The 22919-nt window shown below is 57.0% G+C and carries 19 protein-coding genes and 1 pseudogene; 12 read left to right on the top strand and 8 right to left on the bottom strand.

Annotated features, from left to right (window positions below; translation table 11 throughout):
• Positions 1-145 precede the first annotated feature (145 nt).
• From AC6CHO_RS00885 to nrdR, 6 genes are all read left to right on the top strand, one after another.
• Positions 146-898 carry a DivIVA domain-containing protein gene (locus tag AC6CHO_RS00885; RefSeq protein ID WP_498213176.1) on the top strand — a complete coding sequence of 251 codons (753 nt, stop codon included), beginning with the start codon at positions 146-148 and terminating at the stop codon, positions 896-898.
• 109 nt (positions 899-1007) lie between these two features.
• Complete coding sequence (gene lspA / locus AC6CHO_RS00880; RefSeq protein WP_444663085.1) at positions 1008-1577, top strand: signal peptidase II; 570 nt, start codon at positions 1008-1010, stop codon at positions 1575-1577.
• Positions 1574-2518: an RluA family pseudouridine synthase gene (locus AC6CHO_RS00875; RefSeq protein WP_498213175.1), complete on the top strand. Its 945-nt coding sequence runs from the start codon at positions 1574-1576 to the stop codon at positions 2516-2518. The genes lspA and AC6CHO_RS00875 overlap by 4 nt, the downstream gene beginning before the upstream one ends.
• A 96-nt stretch (positions 2519-2614) precedes the next feature.
• On the top strand, positions 2615-6178 hold the full coding sequence (dnaE, locus tag AC6CHO_RS00870; RefSeq protein WP_444663089.1) for a DNA polymerase III subunit alpha: 3564 nt from the start codon (positions 2615-2617) through the stop codon (positions 6176-6178).
• Between the two features lie 111 nt (positions 6179-6289).
• A complete protein-coding gene (gene hisD, locus AC6CHO_RS00865; protein ID WP_498213174.1) occupies positions 6290-7642 on the top strand; it encodes a histidinol dehydrogenase in 1353 nt (450 codons plus the stop codon).
• A gap of 84 nt (positions 7643-7726) precedes the next feature.
• The gene (gene nrdR, locus AC6CHO_RS00860; RefSeq protein WP_060701968.1) at positions 7727-8215 is read left to right on the top strand and encodes a transcriptional regulator NrdR; all 489 of its coding nucleotides are present in this window, start codon (positions 7727-7729) and stop codon (positions 8213-8215) included.
• 80 nt (positions 8216-8295) lie between these two features.
• Here the strand turns inward: nrdR and map are convergent, their stop codons facing one another.
• A complete protein-coding gene (gene map / locus AC6CHO_RS00855; protein ID WP_498213173.1) occupies positions 8296-9171 on the bottom strand; it encodes a type I methionyl aminopeptidase in 876 nt (291 codons plus the stop codon).
• 134 nt (positions 9172-9305) lie between these two features.
• Between map and AC6CHO_RS00850 the strand changes: the two genes are divergently transcribed.
• A complete protein-coding gene (locus AC6CHO_RS00850; protein ID WP_146275394.1) occupies positions 9306-9500 on the top strand; it encodes an SPOR domain-containing protein in 195 nt (64 codons plus the stop codon).
• A gap of 101 nt (positions 9501-9601) precedes the next feature.
• Here the strand turns inward: AC6CHO_RS00850 and panB are convergent, their stop codons facing one another.
• The gene (panB, locus tag AC6CHO_RS00845) at positions 9602-10438 is read right to left on the bottom strand and encodes a 3-methyl-2-oxobutanoate hydroxymethyltransferase (RefSeq protein WP_498213172.1); all 837 of its coding nucleotides are present in this window, start codon (positions 10436-10438) and stop codon (positions 9602-9604) included.
• Positions 10439-10573: 135 nt separating this feature from the next.
• Here panB and glnA (AC6CHO_RS00840) point away from each other — a divergent pair, with 135 nt between their 5' ends.
• The 3 genes from glnA (AC6CHO_RS00840) to AC6CHO_RS00830 are packed head-to-tail and all read left to right on the top strand — an operon-like array spanning position 10574 to position 15489.
• Positions 10574-11914 carry a type I glutamate--ammonia ligase gene (gene glnA / locus AC6CHO_RS00840; RefSeq protein WP_060701964.1) on the top strand — a complete coding sequence of 447 codons (1341 nt, stop codon included), beginning with the start codon at positions 10574-10576 and terminating at the stop codon, positions 11912-11914.
• A gap of 53 nt (positions 11915-11967) precedes the next feature.
• On the top strand, positions 11968-14994 hold the full coding sequence (locus AC6CHO_RS00835) for a bifunctional [glutamine synthetase] adenylyltransferase/[glutamine synthetase]-adenylyl-L-tyrosine phosphorylase (protein ID WP_498213171.1): 3027 nt from the start codon (positions 11968-11970) through the stop codon (positions 14992-14994).
• Positions 14995-15000: 6 nt separating this feature from the next.
• Positions 15001-15489 (top strand): DUF1990 domain-containing protein, encoded by a 489-nt coding sequence (locus AC6CHO_RS00830; RefSeq protein WP_498213169.1) that lies wholly within the window; start codon positions 15001-15003, stop codon positions 15487-15489.
• Positions 15490-15522: 33 nt separating this feature from the next.
• On the opposite strand, the gene AC6CHO_RS00825 is transcribed toward AC6CHO_RS00830, so the two are convergent.
• Together AC6CHO_RS00825 and glnA (AC6CHO_RS00820) are read right to left on the bottom strand one after the other, a co-directional pair.
• Positions 15523-15714, bottom strand: coding sequence for a hypothetical protein (locus AC6CHO_RS00825; RefSeq protein ID WP_444663104.1), 192 nt, complete (start codon positions 15712-15714; stop codon positions 15523-15525).
• A gap of 284 nt (positions 15715-15998) precedes the next feature.
• Positions 15999-17423: a type I glutamate--ammonia ligase gene (glnA, locus tag AC6CHO_RS00820; RefSeq protein ID WP_146275384.1), complete on the bottom strand. Its 1425-nt coding sequence runs from the start codon at positions 17421-17423 to the stop codon at positions 15999-16001.
• A 417-nt stretch (positions 17424-17840) separates the two neighbouring features.
• Between glnA (AC6CHO_RS00820) and AC6CHO_RS00815 the strand changes: the two genes are divergently transcribed.
• Complete coding sequence (locus tag AC6CHO_RS00815; RefSeq protein ID WP_498213167.1) at positions 17841-18143, top strand: RDD family protein; 303 nt, start codon at positions 17841-17843, stop codon at positions 18141-18143.
• A gap of 71 nt (positions 18144-18214) precedes the next feature.
• Here AC6CHO_RS00815 and AC6CHO_RS00810 read toward each other — a convergent pair whose 3' ends face one another.
• The 3 genes and pseudogenes from AC6CHO_RS00810 to lipB form a co-directional block, all read right to left on the bottom strand.
• Positions 18215-18967: a DUF4191 domain-containing protein gene (locus tag AC6CHO_RS00810; RefSeq protein WP_146275382.1), complete on the bottom strand. Its 753-nt coding sequence runs from the start codon at positions 18965-18967 to the stop codon at positions 18215-18217.
• A gap of 170 nt (positions 18968-19137) precedes the next feature.
• A complete protein-coding gene (gene lipA, locus AC6CHO_RS00805) occupies positions 19138-20136 on the bottom strand; it encodes a lipoyl synthase (protein WP_444663109.1) in 999 nt (332 codons plus the stop codon).
• 32 nt (positions 20137-20168) lie between these two features.
• Positions 20169-20834, bottom strand: a pseudogene (lipB, locus tag AC6CHO_RS00800) (lipoyl(octanoyl) transferase LipB); the annotation flags it as partial.
• 234 nt (positions 20835-21068) lie between these two features.
• Here lipB and AC6CHO_RS00795 point away from each other — a divergent pair.
• Positions 21069-22430 carry a serine/threonine protein kinase gene (locus tag AC6CHO_RS00795; protein WP_498213165.1) on the top strand — a complete coding sequence of 454 codons (1362 nt, stop codon included), beginning with the start codon at positions 21069-21071 and terminating at the stop codon, positions 22428-22430.
• A gap of 71 nt (positions 22431-22501) precedes the next feature.
• Here AC6CHO_RS00795 and AC6CHO_RS00790 read toward each other — a convergent pair whose 3' ends face one another.
• On the bottom strand, positions 22502-22852 hold the full coding sequence (locus AC6CHO_RS00790) for a hypothetical protein (protein WP_060701954.1): 351 nt from the start codon (positions 22850-22852) through the stop codon (positions 22502-22504).
• Positions 22853-22919 lie beyond the last annotated feature (67 nt).

Raw genomic sequence — 22919 nt, 5'->3', positions numbered from 1 at the left:
CGATTTCGTATTTAGTGTCCAAATCGTTATATCCTTTAGGAAATGGTGCTCCGACTTCACCGGTCGCGACACTGACAACAACGGTAAGTGTTTCGCAAGGCAAGACATGGTCGTGCGGAAATGATCCCAGTATTGAGGTGACCCAATGGCTTTGACGCCAGAAGACGTAGTCAATAAGCGGTTTCAGCCGACCAAGTTCCGTGAAGGCTACGACCAAGACGAGGTAGATGACTTCCTCGACGAAATCGTAGTGGAGCTGCGTCGCCTAACCGGTGAGAACGAGGCTCTTCGTAGTCGACTTGCCGAACTTGGTGAGGATGCCGGTTCGGTATCGAAGGAGCAGGCAGTGCCTGCACCTGTTTCGGCTGCTCCTGCTGCAAAGCCAGCTGAGGAGAAGAAGGCTGAGGCCAAGCCAGCTGAGCCAGCTAAGGCTGCAACTCCAGCTCCGAAGCCGGCCGAAGAGAAGAAGGCCGAAGCCAAGCCTGCTGCCGCGGAGAAGCCAGCCGCAGCTCCTGCTGCAACTGCTCCAGCAGCTCAGGCTGCACCAGCCGCTCCTGCCGCAGCACCACGTACCGAATCCGCCGAGTCCGCAGCCAACGTGCTGTCGATGGCTCAGCGTTTGCACGACGAGTACGTTGCTGCCGGTGTAGAACAGCGTGACAAGATCATTTCGGAAGCAAAGACCGAGGCGAATTCGCTGGTTACCTCTGCTGAAGAAAAGAGCCGCAAGACCTTGTCCGCCCTTGAACAGCAGAAGTCTGTTCTTGAGCGCAAGCTTGAGCAGCTGCGCGGATTCGAGCGCGACTACCGTGCTCGCCTGAAGACCTACATCGAAGGTCAGCTGCGCGACCTCGAGTCCCAGGGCTCGATTGATGCAGACGCAAGCAAGTCGAACTAGTCGCTGACAGGTAAGAACCTGATCTGGCTTTCTAGTAAGATCAACGGTGGTGCACGGATTTTATCCGGGTACCACCGTTGACGTTTAAGAGGAACTAATAGGTATCACTGTGGACGCAGTTCAAACTGGGGGTAAGTCCCCGTCACCGAAGAAATTCTTGGGCACGGGCCTAGTAATTGCGCTGATCGCTTTGGTCATTGACCAGGTCGTGAAGATTTTGGTGGAGCGGAACATGCGGCTCGGCGAGTCGATTGAAGTCATCCCCGGGATCTTCAATATTCATTACATCTTGAATCCAGGCGCCGCATTCTCCATCGGTGAAGACTTTACGATCATCTTCGCGCTGCTCCAAGCAGCAGTGGCCATTTTCGTGATCTACCTGCTGTCACGCAGAGTATTGGTTCTCAGTTGGGCAGTCGTATTGGGCTGCTTGCTCGGTGGTGTTCTCGGAAATCTGGGAGACCGAATTTTCCGCCAGCCGGCTTTTGGATTCGGCCACGTCGTGGACATGTTCTCCGTAACCCATTTTGCGATTTTCAATGTTGCGGACTCATTCATCGTTTGTTCGATGATCGTTGTCGCTTACATGCTGATTCGCGGACGCAACCTCGACGGAACCATCGGGGATGCCCCGGCTAAGCAGAAATCAGACCAGGGCGAAACGGAATCCAAAGAATGATTTCTGACGAAACCGTTATCCAGGATTTCCTTGTCGAACCAGCAGATGCTGGAGCCCGCCTCGACGCCTACCTCGCGCGACATCTGGACATCCCTCGTACTTTGGCCTCAAGCCTGTGCAAGGACTCACACGTTCAAGTAAATGGGCGCATCATTGCAAAATCATTGAAGCTCAAGGCTGGCGATCGTGTGAACGTGACGATTCCTCCGCAACGAGACCCATTGGAAATTAAGGTTGAGAAAGTGGAAGAGCTGAAGATCATCGCGGATGACGATGACTATGTAGTCATTGACAAGCCGGTTGGAGTTGCCGCTCACCCTTCTCCGGGCTGGGTAGGACCCACGGTTGTCGGAGCTTTGATGGCAGAGGGATATAACATCTCGACTTCCGGTGCCGCGGAACGCCAGGGCATTGTTCATCGCCTGGATGTCGGTACCAGCGGCCTGATGGTCGTAGCCAAGTCCGAACGCGCGTACACCGCGTTGAAACGGGCTTTCAAAGAGCGCACCCCCAAGAAGATTTATCACGCAGTGGTTCAAGGATTGCCTGATCCATTGGAGGGCACCATCGATGCTCCTATTGGGCGTCACCCAGGGCACGATTGGAAGTTCGCAGTCCTGGAAGGTGGACGCCAATCGGTCACGCACTACAAGGTCATCGAAGCCTTCGGCCGTGCATCACTGGTGGAAGTGCATCTGGAAACCGGGCGTACCCACCAGATTCGAGTCCACTTCTCAGCCTTTGGCCATCCTTGTGCAGGCGACCAGACCTATGGCGCTGATCCAAAACTTGGCGCAGCACTCGGGCTCACCCGCCAGTGGCTGCATGCCAAAAGGCTCGGTTTCAGCCACCCGGTCTCGGGCCAGTGGGTGGAATATGAAAGTGATTACCCGGCCGACCTTGAAGGTGCCGTCGAACTTCTGCGTAGCGGCGACTACTAGGTCAAAGGCAGAGGAATCCATGCTGTCGCAATAACCACATCTACCGCTCGGGCTTTGCTGAACCCCGCCAAGGGTTTTCATCGCTAGACTGGTTGGGTGAGTGCAACACGCGACGGATTCGTTCATCTTCATACCCATACCGAATACTCCATGCTGGACGGTGCTGCGCGTCTCGGCGAGCTTTTTGCCGAGGCCAATCGCCAGGGCATGGAGGCTTTGGCGATCACTGACCACGGTTATCTCTTCGGTGCCTTCGACTTCTGGCGGCAGGCAACTGGTGCTGGGGTGAAACCCATCATCGGCGTTGAAGCCTACGTCACTCCGGGCACTGCACGTGATGACAAGACGCGCGTCAAATGGCGCACCGACGAATCGCAAAAAGGCGACGACGTTTCCGGCGGTGGCTTGTACAACCACATGACGCTGTTGTCCTACAACAACGTGGGCATGAACAACCTCTTCAAAGGTTCCTCCCGCGCATCGCTGGACTCCGTCTTCGGAAAGTACCCTCGCTGGGACCGCGAGCTGCTCAACGAACACCACGAAGGCATTATTGCGACCACCGGTTGCCCTTCTGGCGAAGTGCAAACGAAACTTCGCTTGGGACAGTATGACGCGGCCAAGGCAGCGGCGGCTGAACTGCAGGACCTCTTTGGCAAGGAGAATTACTTCTGCGAGATCATGGACCATGGCCTGGAGATCGAGCGACGGATCACCAAGGACCTGCTGCGCCTCGCCAAGGAACTGAACATTCCGCTGGTCGCCACCAATGACCTGCATTACACGCACGAAGCAGACGCCAAGGCGCACGAAGCCTTGCTCGCGATCAACTCGGGCTCCACGCTTGATGAGCCGACCTATGATCAAGGCGGAAGCCGCTTCGCCTTCTCCGGCACCGGCTACTATCTGAAGAGCGCGCGCGAAATGCGCGAACTCTTTAAAGAATTTCCTGACGCGTGTGACAACACCCTGGAGATCGCAGACCGCGTCGAGGTTTCATTCGACACCAGCGCGAACTACATGCCAAAGTTCCCATGCCCACCGGGCGAGGATGAAACCAGCTGGCTGATCAAGGAAGTCGACAAGGGGCTTCACTACCGTTACCCCGATGGCGTGCCCGAAGCCTCGCGCAAGCAGGCTGACTACGAGCTCGACGTCATCATCAAGATGGGCTTCCCGGGCTACTTCCTCGTGGTGGCCGACTTTATCAACTGGTCCAAGGACCACGGGATCCGTGTAGGTCCCGGCCGTGGCTCCGGTGCAGGTTCCATGGTTGCCTACGCGATGCGAATTACCGACCTGGACCCGCTCAAGCACGGTTTGATCTTCGAGCGCTTCTTGAACCCGGAACGTGTTTCCATGCCCGACTTCGACGTCGACTTCGATGATCGCCGTCGTTCTGAGGTCATCAAGTATGTGACCGAGAAGTATGGCGATGAACGTGTATCAATGATCGTGACCTACGGTTCCATCAAGACCAAGCAGGCCCTGAAGGACTCCTCGCGCGTGCTCGGATATCCATTTAGCATGGGCGAGACCCTGACCAAGGCGTTGCCACCGGCCGTGATGGCCAAGGACATTCCGCTCAACGACATCGAGAACCAGAACTCCAAGCGCTACGCGGAAGCAGGGGACTTCCGCAATTTGGTCGCCACCGACCCCGAAGCCGCACGAGTCTTCGAAACCGCCAAGGGACTTGAAGGCCTGAAGCGCCAATGGGGCGTGCACGCGGCAGGTGTCATCATGAGCTCCGATCCGATTATTGATGTGGTGCCAATCATGCGCCGCATCCAGGACGGCCAGGTTATTACCCAATTCGACTACCCAACCTGCGAAGGCTTGGGCTTGATCAAGATGGACTTCCTGGGATTGCGAAATCTCACCATCATCTCCGATGCGCTAGAGAACATCCGGTATAACACCGGCGATGAGATTGACCTGGAAACCCTGGGCATCGAGGATCCGGAAGCCTATAACTTGCTGGCCCGAGGCGATACCCTCGGCGTGTTCCAGCTCGATGGCGGCCCGATGCGCTCACTGCTGAAAATGATGCGCCCGGATAACTTCGAAGACATCTCCGCAGTGATCGCGCTGTACCGCCCGGGTCCCATGGGCGCCAACTCGCACACCAACTACGCTTTGCGCAAGACCGGGCTGCAGGAAGTTACCCCGATCCACCCCGAGCTCGCAGAGCCGTTGGCTGAAATCCTCGGTGGTACCTATGGCTTGATTGTGTACCAAGAGCAGGTTATGGCTATTGCCCAGAAGCTGGCTGGATACTCCTTGGGCCAGGCAGATATCTTGCGCCGAGCCATGGGCAAGAAGAAGAAGTCCGAGCTGGACAAGCAGTTCGCTGGCTTCAAGCAGGGCATGAACGACAACGGATATTCCGATGCTGCCGTGCAGACGCTGTGGGATATTTTGCTGCCGTTCTCCGACTACGCGTTCAACAAGGCCCACTCGGCCGCCTATGGCGTGGTGTCGTATTGGACCGCCTATTTGAAGGCGCATTACCCTGCCGAATACATGGCCGCGCTGCTGACTTCGGTCGGTGACGACAAGGACAAGCTGGCCCTGTACCTGAATGAATGCCGGCATATCGGTATTACCGTGTTGCCACCTGATGTGAACGAATCCGCCTTGAACTTCACTCCTGTGGGCAAGGACATCCGCTTCGGCATGGGTGCTATTCGCAACGTGGGCACCAACGCCGTGGCCGGCATCGTAGAAGCCCGCAAGGAAAAGGGGCACTACAACGATTTCAGCGATTTCCTGGGCAAAGTCCCTGCAGTTGTATGCAATAAGCGAACCGTTGAATCGCTGATCAAGGCCGGTGCCTTCGACTCGTTGAAGCACCCGCGCCGCGCGCTGGTAGCCATTCACGAAGAAGCTGTTGATTCAGTTATCCAGGTCAAGCGCAACGAGGCTGCCAACCAGTTTGATTTGTTCAGCGCGCTCGGCTCCGAAGAGGCCTCGGAATCCATGAGCGTGGCCATTCCGGACTTGCCCGACTGGGACAAAAAGGAAAAGCTCGCGTACGAACGCGACATGCTGGGCCTGTACGTATCGGATCACCCATTGCAGGGACTGGGGTCCGCCCTGGACCAGTACGCGGACATGCCGGTGACCCATGTTCTCTCGGATGACGGCCCGCAAGACGGGCACATCATCTCCATTGCGGGCATGATTTCAGGTTTGCAGCGCCGCATCGCCAAGAAGAGCGGCAATCCCTATGCGCGCTGTGAAATCGAAGACCTCTCCGGTTCGATGGAAGTGATGTTCTTCGGACAGGCCTACCAGCCGATTGCGGAGATCCTGGCCGATGACCTGATCGTGGTGATCAAGGGACGCGTCCAGCGGCGCGACGACGGCTCGATTACGTTGAACGCCCAAGAAATGATGATTCCCGAAATTTCAGAGGACGCCAATGGCGGCCCTGTGGTGATCGGCATCCCGACGCACAAGGCCACCGAATCGTTGGTTCAACGCCTTGGCGACGTGCTCAGGACCCACAGCGGGAACACCGAAGTGCGCGTTAAGCTCACCGGCAGCCGAGGGACGTCGCTGATGCGCCTGGGGATGAACTTCCGAGTCAACCCGAATCCAGCGCTCTTTGGCGACTTGAAGGTCCTGCTTGGCCCGCACTGCTTGGATGTGTAGCGCCGGAAATCAGCCAGTTTGTTGACCTGTCAGTTCCCATAATGGTGGCTTGCATGACCGGGTGAGGTAATCAATAAAACCTCACCCGGTCATCGGCGTTAAACTAGGTAGGTGAGCACAATTCCAGAGACCGAATTTTCAGACCTCGCCACCATCGACTGGCGCAACGAATCCCTGAGCTATGCACAGCTCAAAGCTCATTTGCCGCGTCCCGAGATGAACACGCAAACCGCTACCGAGACCGTGCAGGCGATTATCGATGATGTCCGCAGTCGTGGCATGCAAACTCTCAAGGATCTTGCCAAGAGATTTGACCTTGTGGATCTGGACCACACGCGCGTCCCGCAGCATGAGCTGGATCGGGCCCTTGAAGAACTCGATCCGCAAGTCCGCCTGGCCCTGGAAGAGTCCATTGACCGTGCCCGGGTATTTGCCGCAGCCCAGCGCCCACAGGACACGGAAGTGAACTACGCCAATGGCGCAACGGTAACCCAGCGTTGGGTCGCCGTACGTCGCGTTGGGTTGTACGTGCCGGGTGGCCTGGCCGTGTATCCATCCTCGGTCATCATGAACACCGTGCCGGCCCAGGCCGCCGGTGTTGCTTCCCTTGCGCTGGCAAGCCCGCCGCAGCAAGAATTCGGGGGACTGCCACACCCAACCATCTTGGCTGCTGCCAAGTTGCTGGGCATTGATGAAGTCCACGCCATGGGCGGGGCGCAGGCCGTGGCCGCCTTCGCCTACGGTGTTGAGGTCGAAAATGACGAGCGTGGCGGGATCGAGCCGGTTGACGTGATCTCCGGGCCGGGCAACGTATTTGTGGCCACTGCCAAGCGCCTGGTTAAGGGCGTCGTCGGCATTGATGCTGAAGCCGGCCCTACAGAAATTGCGATCCTTGCCGACCAGGGCGCGGATCCCAGATTTGTCGCTGCCGACATGATCTCCCAGGCGGAACACGACGCCAATGCCGCTGCGGTGCTCATTACCGACTCTGCACAACTAGCAAGCTCGGTACGAGGCGAACTGCTCAAGCAGGTTGCGGCCACGAAGCACACCGAGCGTGTTCGCCAGGCCTTGTCAGGAACCCAGTCAGCCATCATCCTGGTCAAGGACTTGGAACAGGGCATCGAGGTCTGCAATGCCTATGCGGCCGAGCACCTTGAAATCATGGTCAGCGATCCAGAATCTACGGCGGCACGCATTACCGCTGCCGGAGCAATTTTCGTAGGACCGTATGCCCCGGTGTCACTAGGGGACTACTGCGCCGGATCAAATCACGTACTTCCCACCAACGGCACTGCCCTGCACGCCTCGGGCCTGAACGTGAATACCTTCTTGAAGGCAATCCAGGTGATCAATTACAGCAAGGCCGCGCTTGGCGATGTGGCTGCGCACGTGATCAATCTGGCCAACGCTGAGGACCTGCCAGCGCACGGCGACGCTGTCGCAGTGCGAAACGCGCAATAGACGCTAAACTGGTAGGTGACATGAGTGGATTCTCGTCACCCGTGAATAACCGAGAATGCTTCGATAGCTACAGATGGAGGTGCCGTGAATTGCCCGTATTGCCGTAATGCTGATTCCCGCGTGGTCGACAGCCGAGTTGCTGATGACGGCGTGTCCATCCGCAGGCGTCGCCAGTGCACCGCGTGTTCTCGACGCTTCACTACCACTGAGACAGCGAGCCTCAGCGTGCTCAAGCAGTCCGGTGCCGTGGAGCCATTCTCGCGCAATAAGGTCATCAACGGCGTGCGCAAAGCCTGCCAGGGCCGCCCGGTTACCGACCACGATCTGGCGATTCTTGCTCAAGAAGTGGAAGAAGCTGTGCGTACGTCGGGAGCGGCCGAAATTCCGGCGCACCAGGTGGGCTTGGCCATCCTTGAACCGCTGTCGCGTTTGGACGAAGTGGCTTATCTGCGATTTGCCAGCGTTTATCACAATTTCCAGTCGTTGACTGATTTTGAAAACGCGATCGGACGACTGCGCGACCGCCGAAGCAACACTCCGCAGGGCAACCAGCGGCCGCTGACCGCGGAGTGACAACGTAATAAAGAATGAGCAAGGCCGGCGTTCAATCCCCACTGGGAGATAAATGCCGGCCTTGCTCTTTCCTGCGGGGGCTATGGGAGAGTCAGAATTTCCGCGCCGTTGTCGGTCACCAGCAGGGTGTGCTCGAACTGCGCGGTGCGCTTCTTGTCCTTGGTCGTTACGGTCCAGTCATCCGCCCACATGTCCCATTCAATAGTTCCAAGGGTGAGCATCGGCTCAATGGTGAAGACCATGCCCGGCTCAATCAGCGTGTTGTAGGCAGGGGCCGCATCGTAATGCGGGATGATCAAACCCGAATGGAAGGATTCGCCGACGCCGTGGCCGGTGAAGTCCTTGACTACGCCATAGCCAAAACGCTTGGCATAAGTTTCAATGCTGCGGCCAATTACGTTGATTTCACGTCCAGGCATGACGGCCTTGATGGCACGCTTCAGCGAGTTCTCCGTGCGTTCAACCAACAAGCGCGATTCTTCGTCGACGTCACCGACCAGGAACGTAGCGTTATTATCGCCATGAACGCCACCAATGTAGGCAGTGATATCAATGTTGATGATGTCGCCATCCTGGAGCACAGTGCTATCAGGGATGCCGTGGCAGATCACCTCATTGAGCGAGGAGCACAGGGACTTCGGGAAGCCGCGGTAGCCGAGCGTCGAAGGGTAGGCGTTGTGGTCCATGAGGAACTCGTGGCCAAGACGATCCAATTCGTCCGTGGTGGTTCCGGGCTGGCACGCTTTGCCAACCTCTTGGAGGGCCTGTGCCGCGATTCTGGAAGCCACGCGTATGCGTTCAATGACTTCGGGGCTCTTGACTTCCGACGCAGTATTCTCCGACGGTTCTTTTTTGCCCACGTACTCAGGTCGCTCGATATGTTTCGGGACCGGAAGCTCGGGGGAGATGGTGCCGGCGGTGAGGTTTCCAATGGGTGCGATTGAAGCTGTAGCCATAGAACTTATTCTAGCTTCACACGGGTTTTGGCTTGCTCAGGATTGGCCGTGGCATAGGGTGGTGTTCCACCTAATTTTCTCGTGGTGGTCTAACGTGGAGATGGAAGTACCAACCTAGAATTGAGGAGTTTCCAATGAGCTCAGCTGGCACCCCTGGTGAAGGCCAGTACTGGTATAACGTTTCCACCAAGAGCGTGGAAAAGGGACCCCAGTCGGATTGGTCGCAATTATTAGGTCCATATGAGTCCGCTGCGGAAGCAGAAGCCGCAATGAGCAAAGTCCAGGCGCGCAATGAGGCGTGGGATGAGGCCGAGGAAAACGACGAGTAGTCCAAAAGGCCCATCGCCCTGTAGGCAACGGCAAAGGCGGTACCCGGAACCAGATCAAAACTTGGTTCGGGGCACCGCCTTTGGCGTGCGGCGCGAAGGGGCTATTCCTTGAATTCGTACTCTTCCGAGGGGAACGAACCGGAAATGACGTCCTGGTGGTATTCGCTGACGGCCTGTCCTATGACGCTGCGAAGATCGGCGTACTTTTTGACGAATCGAGGCGTGCGGCGCGCGCCGAGGCCCAGCATGTCCTGCCAAACCAGCACCTGGCCCGTAGTGGAAGCGCCTGCGCCAATGCCGATGGTCGGAACCCTCAAGGCGGCGTCAATTTCGGCTGCAGCCGTGCTTGGCACCATCTCCATCAAGATGCAGAAGGCTCCCGCGTCCTGCAACGCCAGTGCATCAGCCTTCATTTGAGCCATGGCATCGCCGCGGCCCTGAACTCGGAATCCTCCAAGAGCGTGCTCTGACTGCGGAGTGAACCCGATGTGGCCAATGACCGGGACGCCGGCGAGCACCATGGCGCGAACATGTTCCGCATACTGGGCGGTACCCTCCATCTTGACGGCTTGGGCGCCGCCCTCTTTCATGAGGCGAACCGCAGTCTCAACCGCTTGTGCAGGAGATTGCTCATAACTTCCGAAAGGCAGATCTGCAACCACCATGGCTCGTTGGGCGCCATTTGCCACGGCCTTGGTGAAGACCACCATTTCGTCGAGGGTGATGGGCAGCGTTGAGTCATAGCCAATGACCGTATTGGCTGCTGAATCGCCAACCAGCAGGATCTCGATGCCGGCAGAATCGAAAATTTCGGCCATCATTACGTCGTAGGCAGTTAACATCGCGAATTTTTCACCGCGATTTTTTGCCTGCTGCAAATGATGAATTCGGATGCGGGATGGGCCTTTCTCAGGATTCCCTAGGTAAGGTTGAGGCATAAAATGACTTTATCGTACTTGAACTGGGCGATGCTTACTGGATGCCCCGGTGGGAACCGATATAGTGTTGCCACAGGTCAATTTTCTTACCGGCCGTAATCAGTGCCGGTATTAGAAATTCAAAGGTGGTGGAAAATGGATCGTCAGCAGGAATTTGTGCTGCGCACCATTGAAGAACGTGATGTTCGATTTGTGCGAATGTGGTTTACCGACGTCGTTGGATCACTGAAATCCGTGGCGTTGGCTCCTGCTGAAGTTGAAGATGCCTTTGAAGAGGGTCTGGGCTTCGACGGTTCGTCCATTGACGGGCTTTCCCGGATCTCAGAATCTGACATGCTGCTTCAGCCGGATCCGTCCACTTTCCAGATTTTGCCATGGCGAGGTGAGGTCGAGCCGACCTCTCGCATGTTCTGCGACATCCTGACACCAGAGGGCCAGCCATCCAGTGCTGACCCGCGCCAGGTTCTCAAGCGCCAGTTGGGCGAAGCCTCCGATATGGGCTTCACGTGCTACACCCATCCAGAAATCGAGTTCTACCTTCTGGAATCCTCGGAGCTGGATGCCAACGGGCGCCCGCGTCCCATCGACACCGGTGGCTACTTCGACCATGTGCCCGACGGCGTAGGACAAGATTTCCGCCGCGCATCCGTGACGACTTTGGAGGCGCTGGGCATTTCAGTGGAGTTCTCCCACCATGAAACCGGCCCAGGCCAGAATGAAATCGACCTGCGCTACGCGGATGCCCTGCAAACTGCCGATAACATCATGACCTTCCGCACTGTTATCAAGGAGATGGCAATGCAGAAGGGGATTCATGCCACCTTCATGCCCAAGCCCTTCTCTGAGCACCCGGGCAGCGGCATGCACACGCACTTCTCGCTCTTCGAGGGAGACAGCAACGCCTTCTTTGAGGCTGGGCGCGAATACCAGCTCTCTGATGTTGCCCGCTCCTTCATTGCAGGCATATTGCACCATGCTCCGGAAATGACCGCAATCACCAATCAGTACGTGAACTCGTACAAGCGCTTGTGGGGCGGGGGAGAGGCCCCAAGCCACCGTTCGTGGGGCCACAACAACCGATCGGCGCTGCTGCGTGTTCCGCTGTACAAGCCCGGCAAGGGGCAAAGCGCTCGAGTTGAGTACCGCGGCATCGACTCTGCGGCCAACCCTTACCTCGCCTATGCCTGCCTATTGGGCGCTGGCCTGAAGGGCATCCGTGAAGGCTACGAGCTCGAAGAGCCAACCGAGGATGACGTCTGGAACCTGTCCACCGCTGAGCGTCGAGCTTCGGGCCACGTGCCGTTGCCAGGAAGCCTGCATGAAGCGCTGCGTGTGATGGAAGAGTCCGAATTCATGGCCGAGATCCTCGGTGAACAGGTATTCAACTCCTTCATCTCGAACAAGAAGGCCGAATGGGAAGAATACCGCCAGGTCGTGACTCCCTACGAGCTCAATAAAAATCTAAGTATCCTCTAGAAATGTCGCCGTGTGCCCGCACACGGCGACTTGTGGGAGAAACAAGAATCACCATGCCGGACGTATCCTCGCGATCATTGATCAACGCTGGTTTCAGCGATATAGAGCGGGCCAAGAAATTCCTTCAAGCCAAGGAACTGGCACCGATTGATCCGAAATTGATCGTGAGCAAGATGGCTCATGCGCCCGATCCTGACCAGGCCCTGCTTTTGGCCCTGCGTCTAGTTGACCGCCATCCTGAAGCCATCGATATCTTCATGGACCCGGAGAGCTGCCAAGGGCTGGTCCGAATACTGGGCAGTTCGTCGGCGCTCGGTGAATTCCTGATACGTTGCCCCCAGGCGCTCGACACAGTCCGCACTGCGCCATCGGCAGAGTTCGTGCAGGCCACCAGCGAGCACCTGGTGCAAAGCATGCTCACATCCATCGATGCCCAGCGCACCAGCCGAGGCCATTGGGTCTCCTCGGTTACCGGTGCCGAAGCCAGACAACGTTTACGCACAAGCTACCGGATGGCACTGCTCTCCTTGGCGCACCGTGATCTGGGCTCGGGCAACCCGCAACGAATCCTGCCGAACGTCGCGGCCGAGCTGGCCGATATGGCCGGAGCGGCGCTGGAAGGCGCACTGGCGATTGCCCGCGCTGAGGTAGCTGAACAGTACGACCCGTTTGACGTAGACCGCGTTAACATCGCCATTATCGGCATGGGCAAATGCGGCGCCCGAGAGCTCAACTACATTTCAGATGTGGATGTCATTTACGTCCACGGTTCTGCGCCGGGCATTGAAGAGGACCTGGCAGCGGCCATTGCCACCGTGATTTGCGGGAATACTGCCCGCGCCCTGATGGTCCCGGGCCCCGAGCCGATGCTCTGGGAAGTGGATGCGAATCTGCGCCCAGAAGGCAAAGACGGGGCGCTCACCCGAACTTTATCCTCCCATGAGGCCTACTACCGCAGGTGGGCACATTCGTGGGAGTTCCAGGCGTTGCTCAAGGCCCGCTGTATCGCCGGCGACACAGAACTCGGTCGTTCCTACGAGCGCATGGTCTCGCCCATGGTCTGGTCCAGTTCCGAACGGGATGGCTTCGTTGAATCTGTCCAAGCCATGCGTCGACGGGTCAGCAACAACATCGACAAGGACGACGTTGCGTGGCAAATCAAACTCGGCCCAGGCGGCCTGAGGGATGTTGAATTCACCGTCCAGCTTCTCCAGCTGGTTCACGGCCGTGTAGATCCGGATATCCAGATTCCCACGACCACCTTGGCAATCCAGGCCATGAGCGAGATTGGCTATATCGGGCGCGAAGACGCAACGAATTTTGATGATTCGTACCGCTTCTTGCGGCTGCTGGAACACCGAATTCAGCTGAACCAGCTCCGGCGGACCCACCTGATGCCACGCGTGGAAAGCGCACAGCGAGTTCTGGCACGCTCGATTCGCGGTGCCGGGGATCTGCAGCCGACAAGCCCAGAGAAGCTCATGCGCCGCTGGAACGAGACCAAGCGCATGGTGCGTTCCCTCCACGAACGGATTTTCTACCGCCCCTTGCTGGTCAGCAGCTCCAATCTCTCGGCAGACGACGTCAAGCTCACCGCCGAATCTGCACAAGCGCGCCTTCGCGCTCTGGGCTATTTGGATCCCAAGGCGGCCATGCGCCATATTGAAGCGTTGACCGGGGGAGTATCCCGCAGGTCCTCGTTGCAACGCCAGCTGTTGCCCGTTCTGCTGGACTGGTTCGCCCGTGGAGTCGATCCCGACGCCGGGCTGCTGGGCTTCCGGCGGTTGAGCGAGTCGCTGGGCAAGTCCCATTGGTTCCTTGGCATGCTGCGCGATACCAATGCGGCGGCGGAGCGGCTGAGCCACTTGCTTTCCAACACCCGTTTCCTGACCGACCTGCTGGCTAATGAACCGGCCGCCGCCGCGTGGCTGGGCTCGGATTCATCCTTGATGCCACAGAACCTTGAAAGCCTGTTGCAGCAGAACCAGTCGATCATTCACCGCACCAAGCAGCCCGAAAGCGCCATTCGGATGATCCGCATGGTGCGCCGGCGTGAGTTCTTGCGCGTGGCCCTGGCCGATGGCGCGGGTCTGCTATCGGTCGATGAAGTGGGCAAGGCCCTGTCGAATATTGATGGAGCAATGGTCGACGGCGTGCTTCAGGTGCTGCTCGCTGCAGACCGTCAAAAGCATGGCGAACACGCCGTAATTTCAGTGATCGCGATGGGGCGCCAAGGAGGCAAGGAAATCGGCTACGGCTCCGATGCCGACGTATTGTTCATTCAGCGTCCGCTTCCCGGAGCCAAGGCCCAAGCGGCACAGGAACAAGCCTTGCGCGTGGTGACCGAGCTCGTTTCGTGGACTTCCAAGCCTTTGAAGCCGGCAATTCCTGCTGAAGTGAAACTCAAGGTCGATTCGGACCTGCGTCCCGAAGGACGCCAGGGAATTCTGGTTCGATCCATCGATGCCTATGCAAGCTATTACGAGCGTTGGGTCGAAGTCTGGGAGCGGCAGGCACTGCAGCGGGCGCGTCCCTTCGCCGGTGATGCCGCTCTGGCGCAGGACTTCATCGACCTGATCAAGCCCGTGCGCTACGGCAAAGGCCTGGACGACAACGAAATCCGGGACATTCGCAAGATCAAGGCCCGTGTTGAATCTGAAAGGCTTCCCCGCGGCGCCGATCCCAATCGCCATTTGAAGCTAGGGCGCGGTTCGCTGTCCGACATTGAATGGCTAGTTCAGTTCTACCAGCTCCAGCACGCATGGAAGCATGAGACGCTGCAAACCACCTCGACCCTGAAAGCCCTGGAAGAGCTGGCGAAGCTGGATTTCATCACTGAGGACGACAGCGAACAGCTCGCCGTCGCCTGGCGGTTGGCGACGCGTATCCGAAGCGCTGAAATCATCACCTCGGGACGCTCCAGCGATGTCCTGCCAAGTTCATCGAGGGATATGGAGGCCGTAGCACGATGGTGCGGCTATGAGCCGCACTTCGGCGTTGAGCTAGAGGAAGATTACCTGCGCGCCACTCGTCATGCCCGAAGCGTTTTTGAACAGCTCTTTTATGGCTTCGAAGACTGACTCAGCATGTCGCTGACCCGCATCCAGCAAGAGCATTGGGCCCCGATAACCACCTCCCACCGGGTTTGGCAACGGCGGCACTACCTGGGCTCTGGTGACTTAGTGTGGAGCGAAGCTGCCGAGTCGCTCATGCGCTGGGAAATAAAAACCCGCAGCGGGTTCGTCGTGCAACCGCAAGAACCGGTGCGAATGGGCGCACGTCCCCAGCTCAGTGCCGTGCTCGGGCCCATAGCCATCGACGAGCCCATTGAAGTGGTGGATACAGTCCACAGCGCTGATCGCGTGGGATTCGCCTATAAGACCCGCCCTGGGCATCCCGTCAGTGGCGAGGAAGCTTTTATTCTCACGCGTAGCGCTGCGCACGTCTTCCTGGAGATCCGTTCGTTGACCGCGCCTTCTGATCTTCTTGGGTGGCGGGTTGTATTTCCATTGCTATTGGTGGCGCAAAAATTCACGCGGTGGCGGTATGGCAGGGCGCTCACCATTAAGAGATGACAAGGGTCCGCCCAGTCATCCGTTGCTTGAATTTCAAATTCTGGCGCGTGCCGCAGAGGGTTTCAGCCGTTGCTGCCCATCGGGTCCGTCCACGTGGATCCGCTCGGCAGGTTTCAGCGCTTTAGTGCGCAGCGCATTGGCCACAACGATCCCTTGGGCGGAGGGTTCTAAGATTGCCAGCTCGCTGGTTGCGTCGCCGAAGTTCCCGTCGAGCGTCCACGCCACGGCTGCATTAGCTCCTTGATTCCACGTTCTTGCAAGAGCCCGTCACCGTCCGCATATTCGCAGGCATTGGAAATGGCGTGGCCTGGGACATGGCGGGGCAGGACCCTGCTCTAGTCTTCAGCGATTGGTTCAAGATAGCCGACTATTTCTCCGTCGTCGCGTTGTCCGCTGATCCACTGGGAAATGTCCATGGCCTACAGGCTAGCAAAGCAAAAAAGCTGGGTCCCACCAATGGTGGGGCCCAGCTTTTGACTAACTAATCCGCGACTACCGCAGGATCGGAATTAGCAACCGTAGTACAGCTCGAACTCGTATGGGTTCGGGCGCAGGCTCAGTGGCTTGATTTCGTTTTCACGCTTGTACTCGATCCAAGTCTGGACCAGGTCCTCGGTGAAGACGCCGCCTTCGAGCAGGAAGTCGTGGTCGGCTTCCAGTGCCTTCAGTGCATCTTCAAGGCTCTCCGGAGCGCGCTGGATGTCCTTGGCTTCCTCGGCAGGAAGCTCGTAGAGGTCCTTGTCGATTGGCTCTGCTGGTTCGATGCGGTTCTTGATGCCGTCCAGGCCAGCCATCAGCTGGGCTGCGAAAGCCAGGTAAGGGTTGGAAGAAGCATCCGGTGCGCGGAATTCGATGCGCTTCGCCTTGGGGTTCGAACCGGTGATCGGGATACGGATACCTGCCGAACGGTTACCCTGCGAGTAAACCATGTTCACTGGAGCCTCGAAGCCCTTGACCAGTCGACGGTAGGAGTTCACAGTTGGGTTGGTGAAGGCAAGCACTGCATCAGCGTGCTTCAGCAGGCCACCGATGTACCAGCGAGCGACGTCGGACAGGCCAGCGTAGCCCTTTTCGTCGTAGAACAGCGGGTCGCCGTTGGACCACAGCGACTGGTGCACGTGCATGCCCGAACCGTTGTCGCCGAAGACTGGCTTTGGCATGAAGGTTGCGGACTTGCCCCAGGCGTCTGCCACGTTCTTGACTACGTACTTGAAGAGCATCAGCTCGTCAGCGGCGTGAACCATGGTGTTGAACTTGTAGTTGATTTCAGCCTGGCCAGCAGCGCCAACTTCGTGGTGGCTGCGCTCGACCTCAAGGCCAGCCTTGTCCAGCTCAACGCAGATAGCGTCACGCAGGTCAGCCTGCTTGTCAGTTGGTGCAACTGGGAAGTAGCCGCCCTTGAAAGCGGTCTTGTAACCCTGGTTGCCGCCTTCTTCCTTGCGGCCGGTGTTCCATGGAGCTTCATCGGAATCGATCGAGTAGAAAGCGCCTTCTGGCTTCGACTCGTAGCGAACGTCTTCGAAGATGAAGAATTCTGCTTCTGGAGCGAAGAATGCGGTATCGGCGATTCCGGTGGATTCGAGGTAAGCTTCGGCACGCTCTGCAACGCCACGTGGATCGCGGTGGTAAGGCTCACCGGTACGTGGGTTGATGATCGAGAAGTTGAATGCCAAGGTCTTTTCGATGCGGAATGGATCGATGAAACCGGTGGTGACATCTGGGATCAACTGCATGTCTGATTCAGAGATGCCAGCGAAGCCGCGGATGGACGAACCATCGAAGAGCTGGCCGTTGACGAAGAAGTCGGCATCTACAGACTTTGCTGGCACGTTGAAGTGCTGCTGTACGCCTGGAAGATCGGTGAAACGGATATCGACGAACTTGATGTCCTCATCGGCAATATATGCCAAGACTTCTTCTGGACTGGTAAACATGTGCAGGTGACTCCCTGGTGAGATATGAGAATTGGTAAACAGAACGATCAGACAGAATGAGCTGGCTGGTTCCCTTGCTTACGTATAGAGCTTACCCACAATCCATTTCTGAATGGTGTCTCTATTGTTTCCAGCCTGTTACAAGGGTGAGGCTCGGGCGTATCGTATTGCGCTGATTTGGGACGATGCAGTTCGTAACAAACTGACTTGGAGTCTTGGCGGGCTCAGACAGGGCAAATTGAGCCCGCACTGATGCACAGAATCCCTCGATAGACTGTAGCGGTGGAAAGAAAAGACTTCAGTTCGTGGCTTGAAGGCCCGCCACAACATAACTCGCAGGAGTGGCCTGGACAGGATCTAGGCCGACCGGACAAGGGCCCCGGGTCAATTGGAAGATTCCCTCGCAGGATTGGAGCATTGTGCATCGACTGGGGACTGTCCATGCTGCTGAGCTGGTGGCTCTTCAACTTCAATGACCTTGCAACCCTGTTGCTGTTTTGCGTCGGGCAGATTATTGGCGTCGGATTCACCGGTCATACTATTGGCCATCGGACCTTTGGCCTTCAAGTGCAGTCAATGGACGGAAGTGCGGTGAAGCCCTTGCAGGGGTTGATTCGCTCGCTGCTACTTTGCCTGGCCATCCCGGTCTTTGTTACCGATCAGGATCAGCGGGGATTGCACGATCGGCTACCGAAGACCATCTTGGTTAACATCAAATAATTCAAATGCGCCAGAACAACGAAGAAGCCGCAACAGGGAATCCTGTTGCGGCTTCTTATGTATTGAGGTTTTTAGCGACCGCGGGTTGCGCGGCGGTTAGGCCGAACGCGGGTGGGGTCTACGCCCTTGGGGATCGGCAGGCGATTTGCAGTCAGGGTGCTCAGTCGCTTGTCGATGGCACTGACCTCGAGCTTGGTGATGGACTTGGGAAGCTTCTTCATTTCCTTGCTGACATCAACCAAGCTGGTCTGGTCCGCGTCCTGTCCTGCATGGATCACGTGAACTGGAACGTTCGGCAGAACACGGGCAATGCGCTTGCGTTCCGAGGCGACGAGTTCGCGAACTCGCGACTTAGGCCCTTCGGTGACCAGGACGATGCCTGGGCGGCCAATGGCGAGGAAGACCAAATCCTGGTGACGGTTATAGGCGACTGGTTCCTGCTTGAGGATCCATCCGCGACGCAGCACGCTCATGGCTGCACCTGCAGCACCTGGGCGTCCTTCTAGCTGGGAGAAGGCAGCTTTTTCAGCCCGGCGGGACATGATGAACATCGCCGCAAGAAGAGCCAAAGGAATGGAAATGATCAACATGGTGATCCAGTTGTTGATCAAGATACCGATAACCAAGCAGACTGCGATTACAGCCAAGGCAGCCAATGCCATCCACCAAACGACCATAGGGTCGTTGCGGCGCGTCATCTGGAAGACTTGGCCGATTTGCTTCAGCCGGCCTGGTTCTTTGTTCTTTTTCTCAGCTTTTGGTTTACGCGAAAACAAACCGCGCTTTGGTTGCGCAGCAGCGTCGTTGTCGGAGTTTTTGGCCATAGTGCCTCAATTCTACGCGATGTTGACGATAGTTCTAAGTCGCGCTGGATCAGGAGCGAAATTTTTTTGGTGCATATGTCGCTAGCAAGATGGCAGACAACCCCGCAGCCATGGCGTGTGAGATGCCAGGGGGCTGCGGGGTCGTGGTCTGCGGAACGTTCAATCGATCATTATTTGATCAGGGATGCTGCTTCCTGACGCGTGTTCCCGGAAGACTCGATGTGGGAGAGAGCCTCTGGAATTTCGCGACCCTTCTTGCGCATCGCTCCGGCCCACAACCGTCCTGCACGGTAGGAAGAGCGGACCAGCGGACCAGACATGACACCGGCAAATCCGATTTCTTCTGCCTCTTGCTGCAGTTCAACGAATTCTTGTGGGGTGACCCAGCGGTCCACTGGAAGGTGGAGATCGGTGGGGCGAAGGTACTGCGTCAGGGTCAACAGGTCGCAACCGGCTTCGTGCAGGTCGCGCATGGCCTCGGAAATTTCTTCGCGGGTTTCGCCCATACCGAGGATCAGGTTCGACTTGGTGATCAGTCCACGCTTGCGTCCGTGCGAAATGACGTCCATGGAACGGTCGTAGCGGAAAGCGGGACGGATGCGCTTGAAAATTCGAGGAACGGTCTCGACGTTGTGGGCGTAGACTTCCGGGGCCGAATCGCAGATGGCGTCCAGGTTCTCTGGTTTTCCGCTGAAGTCCGGGATCAGCAATTCGACACCGGTGGTTGGGTTCATCTTGTGGATCTGGCGAACCGTCTCCGCATACAGCCACACGCCCTCATCTTCGAGGTCATCGCGGGCCACGCCAGTGACGGTTGCGTAGCGAAGATCCATCTTCTTCACGCTCATCGCAACCTTGAATGGTTCGGAGCGATCGATTGGTGATGGTTTACCGGTAGCGATCTGGCAGAAATCGCAGCGGCGGGTGCACTCGGAACCACCGATGAGGAAAGATGCTTCACGGTCTTCCCAGCATTCAAAGATGTTTGGGCAGCCTGCTTCTTCGCAGACGGTGTGCAGTCCTTCGGACTGTACGAGATTCTTTAGGCCTACGTATTCGGGACCAATGTTTAGTTTGGCTTTGATCCACTCGGGCTTACGCTCCACTGGTACGGCAGCGTTGCGCTTTTCAACGCGAAGCATGCGGCGGCCTTCAGGTGCGACGCTCATTATCGGCTCTTTCTTTCGGAGGGAATGATTGTCTAGACGACTTGTGGGGTGAGGAGACGTTCGAGTTCGGTCTGGACTCGGTCGACAACGTCTTCCGGGGTTACGGTTCGGCCGAGCTCTTCCGAGATGGAAGTGACTCCTGCATCGGTGATACCGCAAGGAATGATTTGTTCGTAGGCCGCTAGCTCGTTGGAGCAGTTCAATGCAAAACCGTGCATGGTTACTCCGTGGCTGATACGAAGTCCGATGGCTGCGATTTTTCGGTCTTGTTCGCCGTTTTTGCCGGGAACCCAGACACCTGAGCGGCCTTTGATCTGCGCCGTGGCAATGCCCATGTCGCTCACGACATTGATCAGCGCTTCTTCGATGGTTTCCACATAAAGTCGTATCGCGCTCATTTTGCGAAGTTTGACGATGGGGTAGCCAATAAGTTGTCCTGGCCCGTGCCAGGTGAGCTTGCCGCCTCGATCCACGTCTACGACAGGGGTTCCGTCTAACGGGAGATCTTCGGGTTCAGTTCTTTTGCCTGCGGTGTATACCGCTTCATGCTCCAGGAACAGGACTCTCGGGGACTGTTCGTCCGCGGCTACCGCATCATGTAACTGGATTTGGTAGTCCCAGGCTTCCATGTAGGGCACAAATTTTGAGCCAAGTCCGACTCGTTCGAATTCGATCGCCATGAAGGTTACCCTACGCCGTTGTCCCGCTGGTCGCTAATTCGATAGATGACAGCAAACTTGTGGATAACGAACTTGTGTTTTCCGTTTTTGAACTACAACGGAGCTATGAATGAATCAACAAATGTTCTTGCGTGGCCTTTGAGCTCTGGACATGTCACCGTTAGACCATTAAGTACCAAGTCACCATGTAAAGTTTGGCTAATCCGCAGGGAGAGTGACCAAACTTACATGGTGCTAAAACTTAGTTTGACTATGGAAGATGTCTCGTCCTTGAGGCAGAATTCGGTCACTCGGTCGCGGAAATATGTCGTCGATTTTTACGGCACGCACTCGACCCAACTGGGCGATGGTTTGATCATGGAATATTGCCCGGGCGGAAGCATCGGCGACCTCGTGAACAGTCGAGGTGTTTTCAGCCTGGGCGAATGCATCACTGCGTTGGCTCCCGTGGCGCAAACGCTATCGATGATGCACGCAGAGGGTATCCGCCATGGGGACATATCACCGGCAAACGTTTTGCTGACTGCAAGCGGCATGCCAAAGATTATTGACTTTCAGGAGTCCGCCTCAGATGCCCAATCGTTGTCGGGCGCTGGCACGCCAGGATATATGGCTCCAGAAATAGTTCCTGGCGGACGAGAACTATCGGTGGGGGAGCAGGACGTCTACTCCCTGGGCGCCTGCTTATGGTTCCTCTTGGCAGGCAAGCCACCGGATGCGCAAAACATTCGGCCACCGGTGCAGGTCAAGTTTCCAAGTATTCCGCAGATCATCCAAGACCTATTGATTGATTGCCTCAACCCGGATCCACATGAACGACCAAGCGCCGAACAATTTGCGAGGACGCTGTTCTCTAGCGCCCAGGCTGAACCTATCAGGTGGGAAGGCCACGTTTCGCCGGAAGCTACCCATCTGATGGAAACCATACATCCAGATATCCTGTCCCAGCATAGGGCCAGAGGACGGCGGGGGAGGAAACAAGCATCATTGACACCACAAGACCAGGGGCAGCCTGAAAATTGGGCTGTTCATCCGCTTCGGCGGACCCCTGGAGCCATGAAAATTGTTGGTGCCGGTGTGATGGGTATTGCGGTATTGGCCGGAAGCCTTGTAGGCGTCAACCATCTTCGCGCGGCGACAGCATCTGATACGGGATCTGAACCGTCGGCACCGGTTGAATCCTCGTGCCGCATCAATGATGTCGCCCAAGTTCCAGCGTGCGCTTTGAACCAGGACACCATTGTCTCGGCCTTCCTGAGCCTGACGCAACGGCGTGATCAGGCCATGAGCAAATTGGCGGCTGGGGACTTGAAAGCCATTTACGCACCTGACTCTGAGCAGCTGGAGCGGGATCTGGAAACGATCAAAACGCTGCGGGAAATGGATCTGAGTTTTAAGGGTTTGGCGACGCAGCTTCGAAATGTTTCCGTTGTTGCTCGTGGCCAAGGGGATGCCGTGATTCTGGCTGCGGATTCAACCCAAGGCGAATACAACTATGTCGATCGCAAGGGAAAACAAATTCACACGGTCAAGGCTGCCCAGACTCAGCGGATCGAAATTGAACTGGTGCTTTCAGAGCACGGCTGGAAAATCGGCAAGGTTCTTCGCCATTAGATGCAGGAACCGCAATCCCATGCATGCTCAGCGCATCGGATTGCGGTTCCTGCAGCGGATCCTAATAAGGATTAGGACCAGAGGGTCGCCACTGCGATATTGATGAAGGCCATGCCTCCAACAGCATGAGCAATGCCCGTCGATACTTCTTCGCCAGCCTTGATCTTCTTGCGGCCGATAAACGCAGCTACAGCGATCACGATGGCGATGACCAGCTTCACGCCAATCTTTGCGTGGTTGACCGGGTCAGTGCCGGCTTCAGCAATACCCACGAGTGCCAATCCGGTCACCAGCTGAACGAGGGCACCGTACCACTGCCAGACACTGACGGTGGGGGTCTTGAAGTTAGCTAGCCAGCCACCGAAAATCGCGGCTGCACCAAGCACATGCACAAATACCAAAATGAGTTTCAGGAATTCCATAGTCCTAGCCTAATCTAAATTCGACTGAACGTAGAAAAGCGACGATCGCCCCTGCTGATTCGTCAGC

The organism is Glutamicibacter sp. GQ173 (genome assembly GCF_059759215.1).
Note: the sequence above shows the minus strand (reverse complement) of the source record. Positions and strands in the feature narration are given on the sequence as shown.

What these genes read in the sequence shown, in the direction of transcription:
- AC6CHO_RS00795 (WP_498213165.1), top strand. Translation starts at nt 21,069, where the DNA reads ATGGAAGATGTCTCGTCCTTGAGGCAGAATTCGGTCACTCGGTCGCGG.
- AC6CHO_RS00885 (WP_498213176.1), top strand. Translation starts at nt 146, where the DNA reads ATGGCTTTGACGCCAGAAGACGTAGTCAATAAGCGGTTTCAGCCGACC.
- AC6CHO_RS00875 (WP_498213175.1), top strand. Translation starts at nt 1,574, where the DNA reads ATGATTTCTGACGAAACCGTTATCCAGGATTTCCTTGTCGAACCAGCA.
- glnA (WP_060701964.1), top strand. Translation starts at nt 10,574, where the DNA reads ATGGATCGTCAGCAGGAATTTGTGCTGCGCACCATTGAAGAACGTGAT.
- panB (WP_498213172.1), bottom strand. Translation starts at nt 10,438, where the DNA reads ATGCCTCAACCTTACCTAGGGAATCCTGAGAAAGGCCCATCCCGCATC.
- AC6CHO_RS00850 (WP_146275394.1), top strand. Translation starts at nt 9,306, where the DNA reads ATGAGCTCAGCTGGCACCCCTGGTGAAGGCCAGTACTGGTATAACGTT.
- AC6CHO_RS00810 (WP_146275382.1), bottom strand. Translation starts at nt 18,967, where the DNA reads ATGGCCAAAAACTCCGACAACGACGCTGCTGCGCAACCAAAGCGCGGT.
- glnA (WP_146275384.1), bottom strand. Translation starts at nt 17,423, where the DNA reads ATGTTTACCAGTCCAGAAGAAGTCTTGGCATATATTGCCGATGAGGAC.
- map (WP_498213173.1), bottom strand. Translation starts at nt 9,171, where the DNA reads ATGGCTACAGCTTCAATCGCACCCATTGGAAACCTCACCGCCGGCACC.
- AC6CHO_RS00790 (WP_060701954.1), bottom strand. Translation starts at nt 22,852, where the DNA reads ATGGAATTCCTGAAACTCATTTTGGTATTTGTGCATGTGCTTGGTGCA.
- AC6CHO_RS00835 (WP_498213171.1), top strand. Translation starts at nt 11,968, where the DNA reads ATGCCGGACGTATCCTCGCGATCATTGATCAACGCTGGTTTCAGCGAT.
- lipA (WP_444663109.1), bottom strand. Translation starts at nt 20,136, where the DNA reads ATGAGCGTCGCACCTGAAGGCCGCCGCATGCTTCGCGTTGAAAAGCGC.
- AC6CHO_RS00830 (WP_498213169.1), top strand. Translation starts at nt 15,001, where the DNA reads ATGTCGCTGACCCGCATCCAGCAAGAGCATTGGGCCCCGATAACCACC.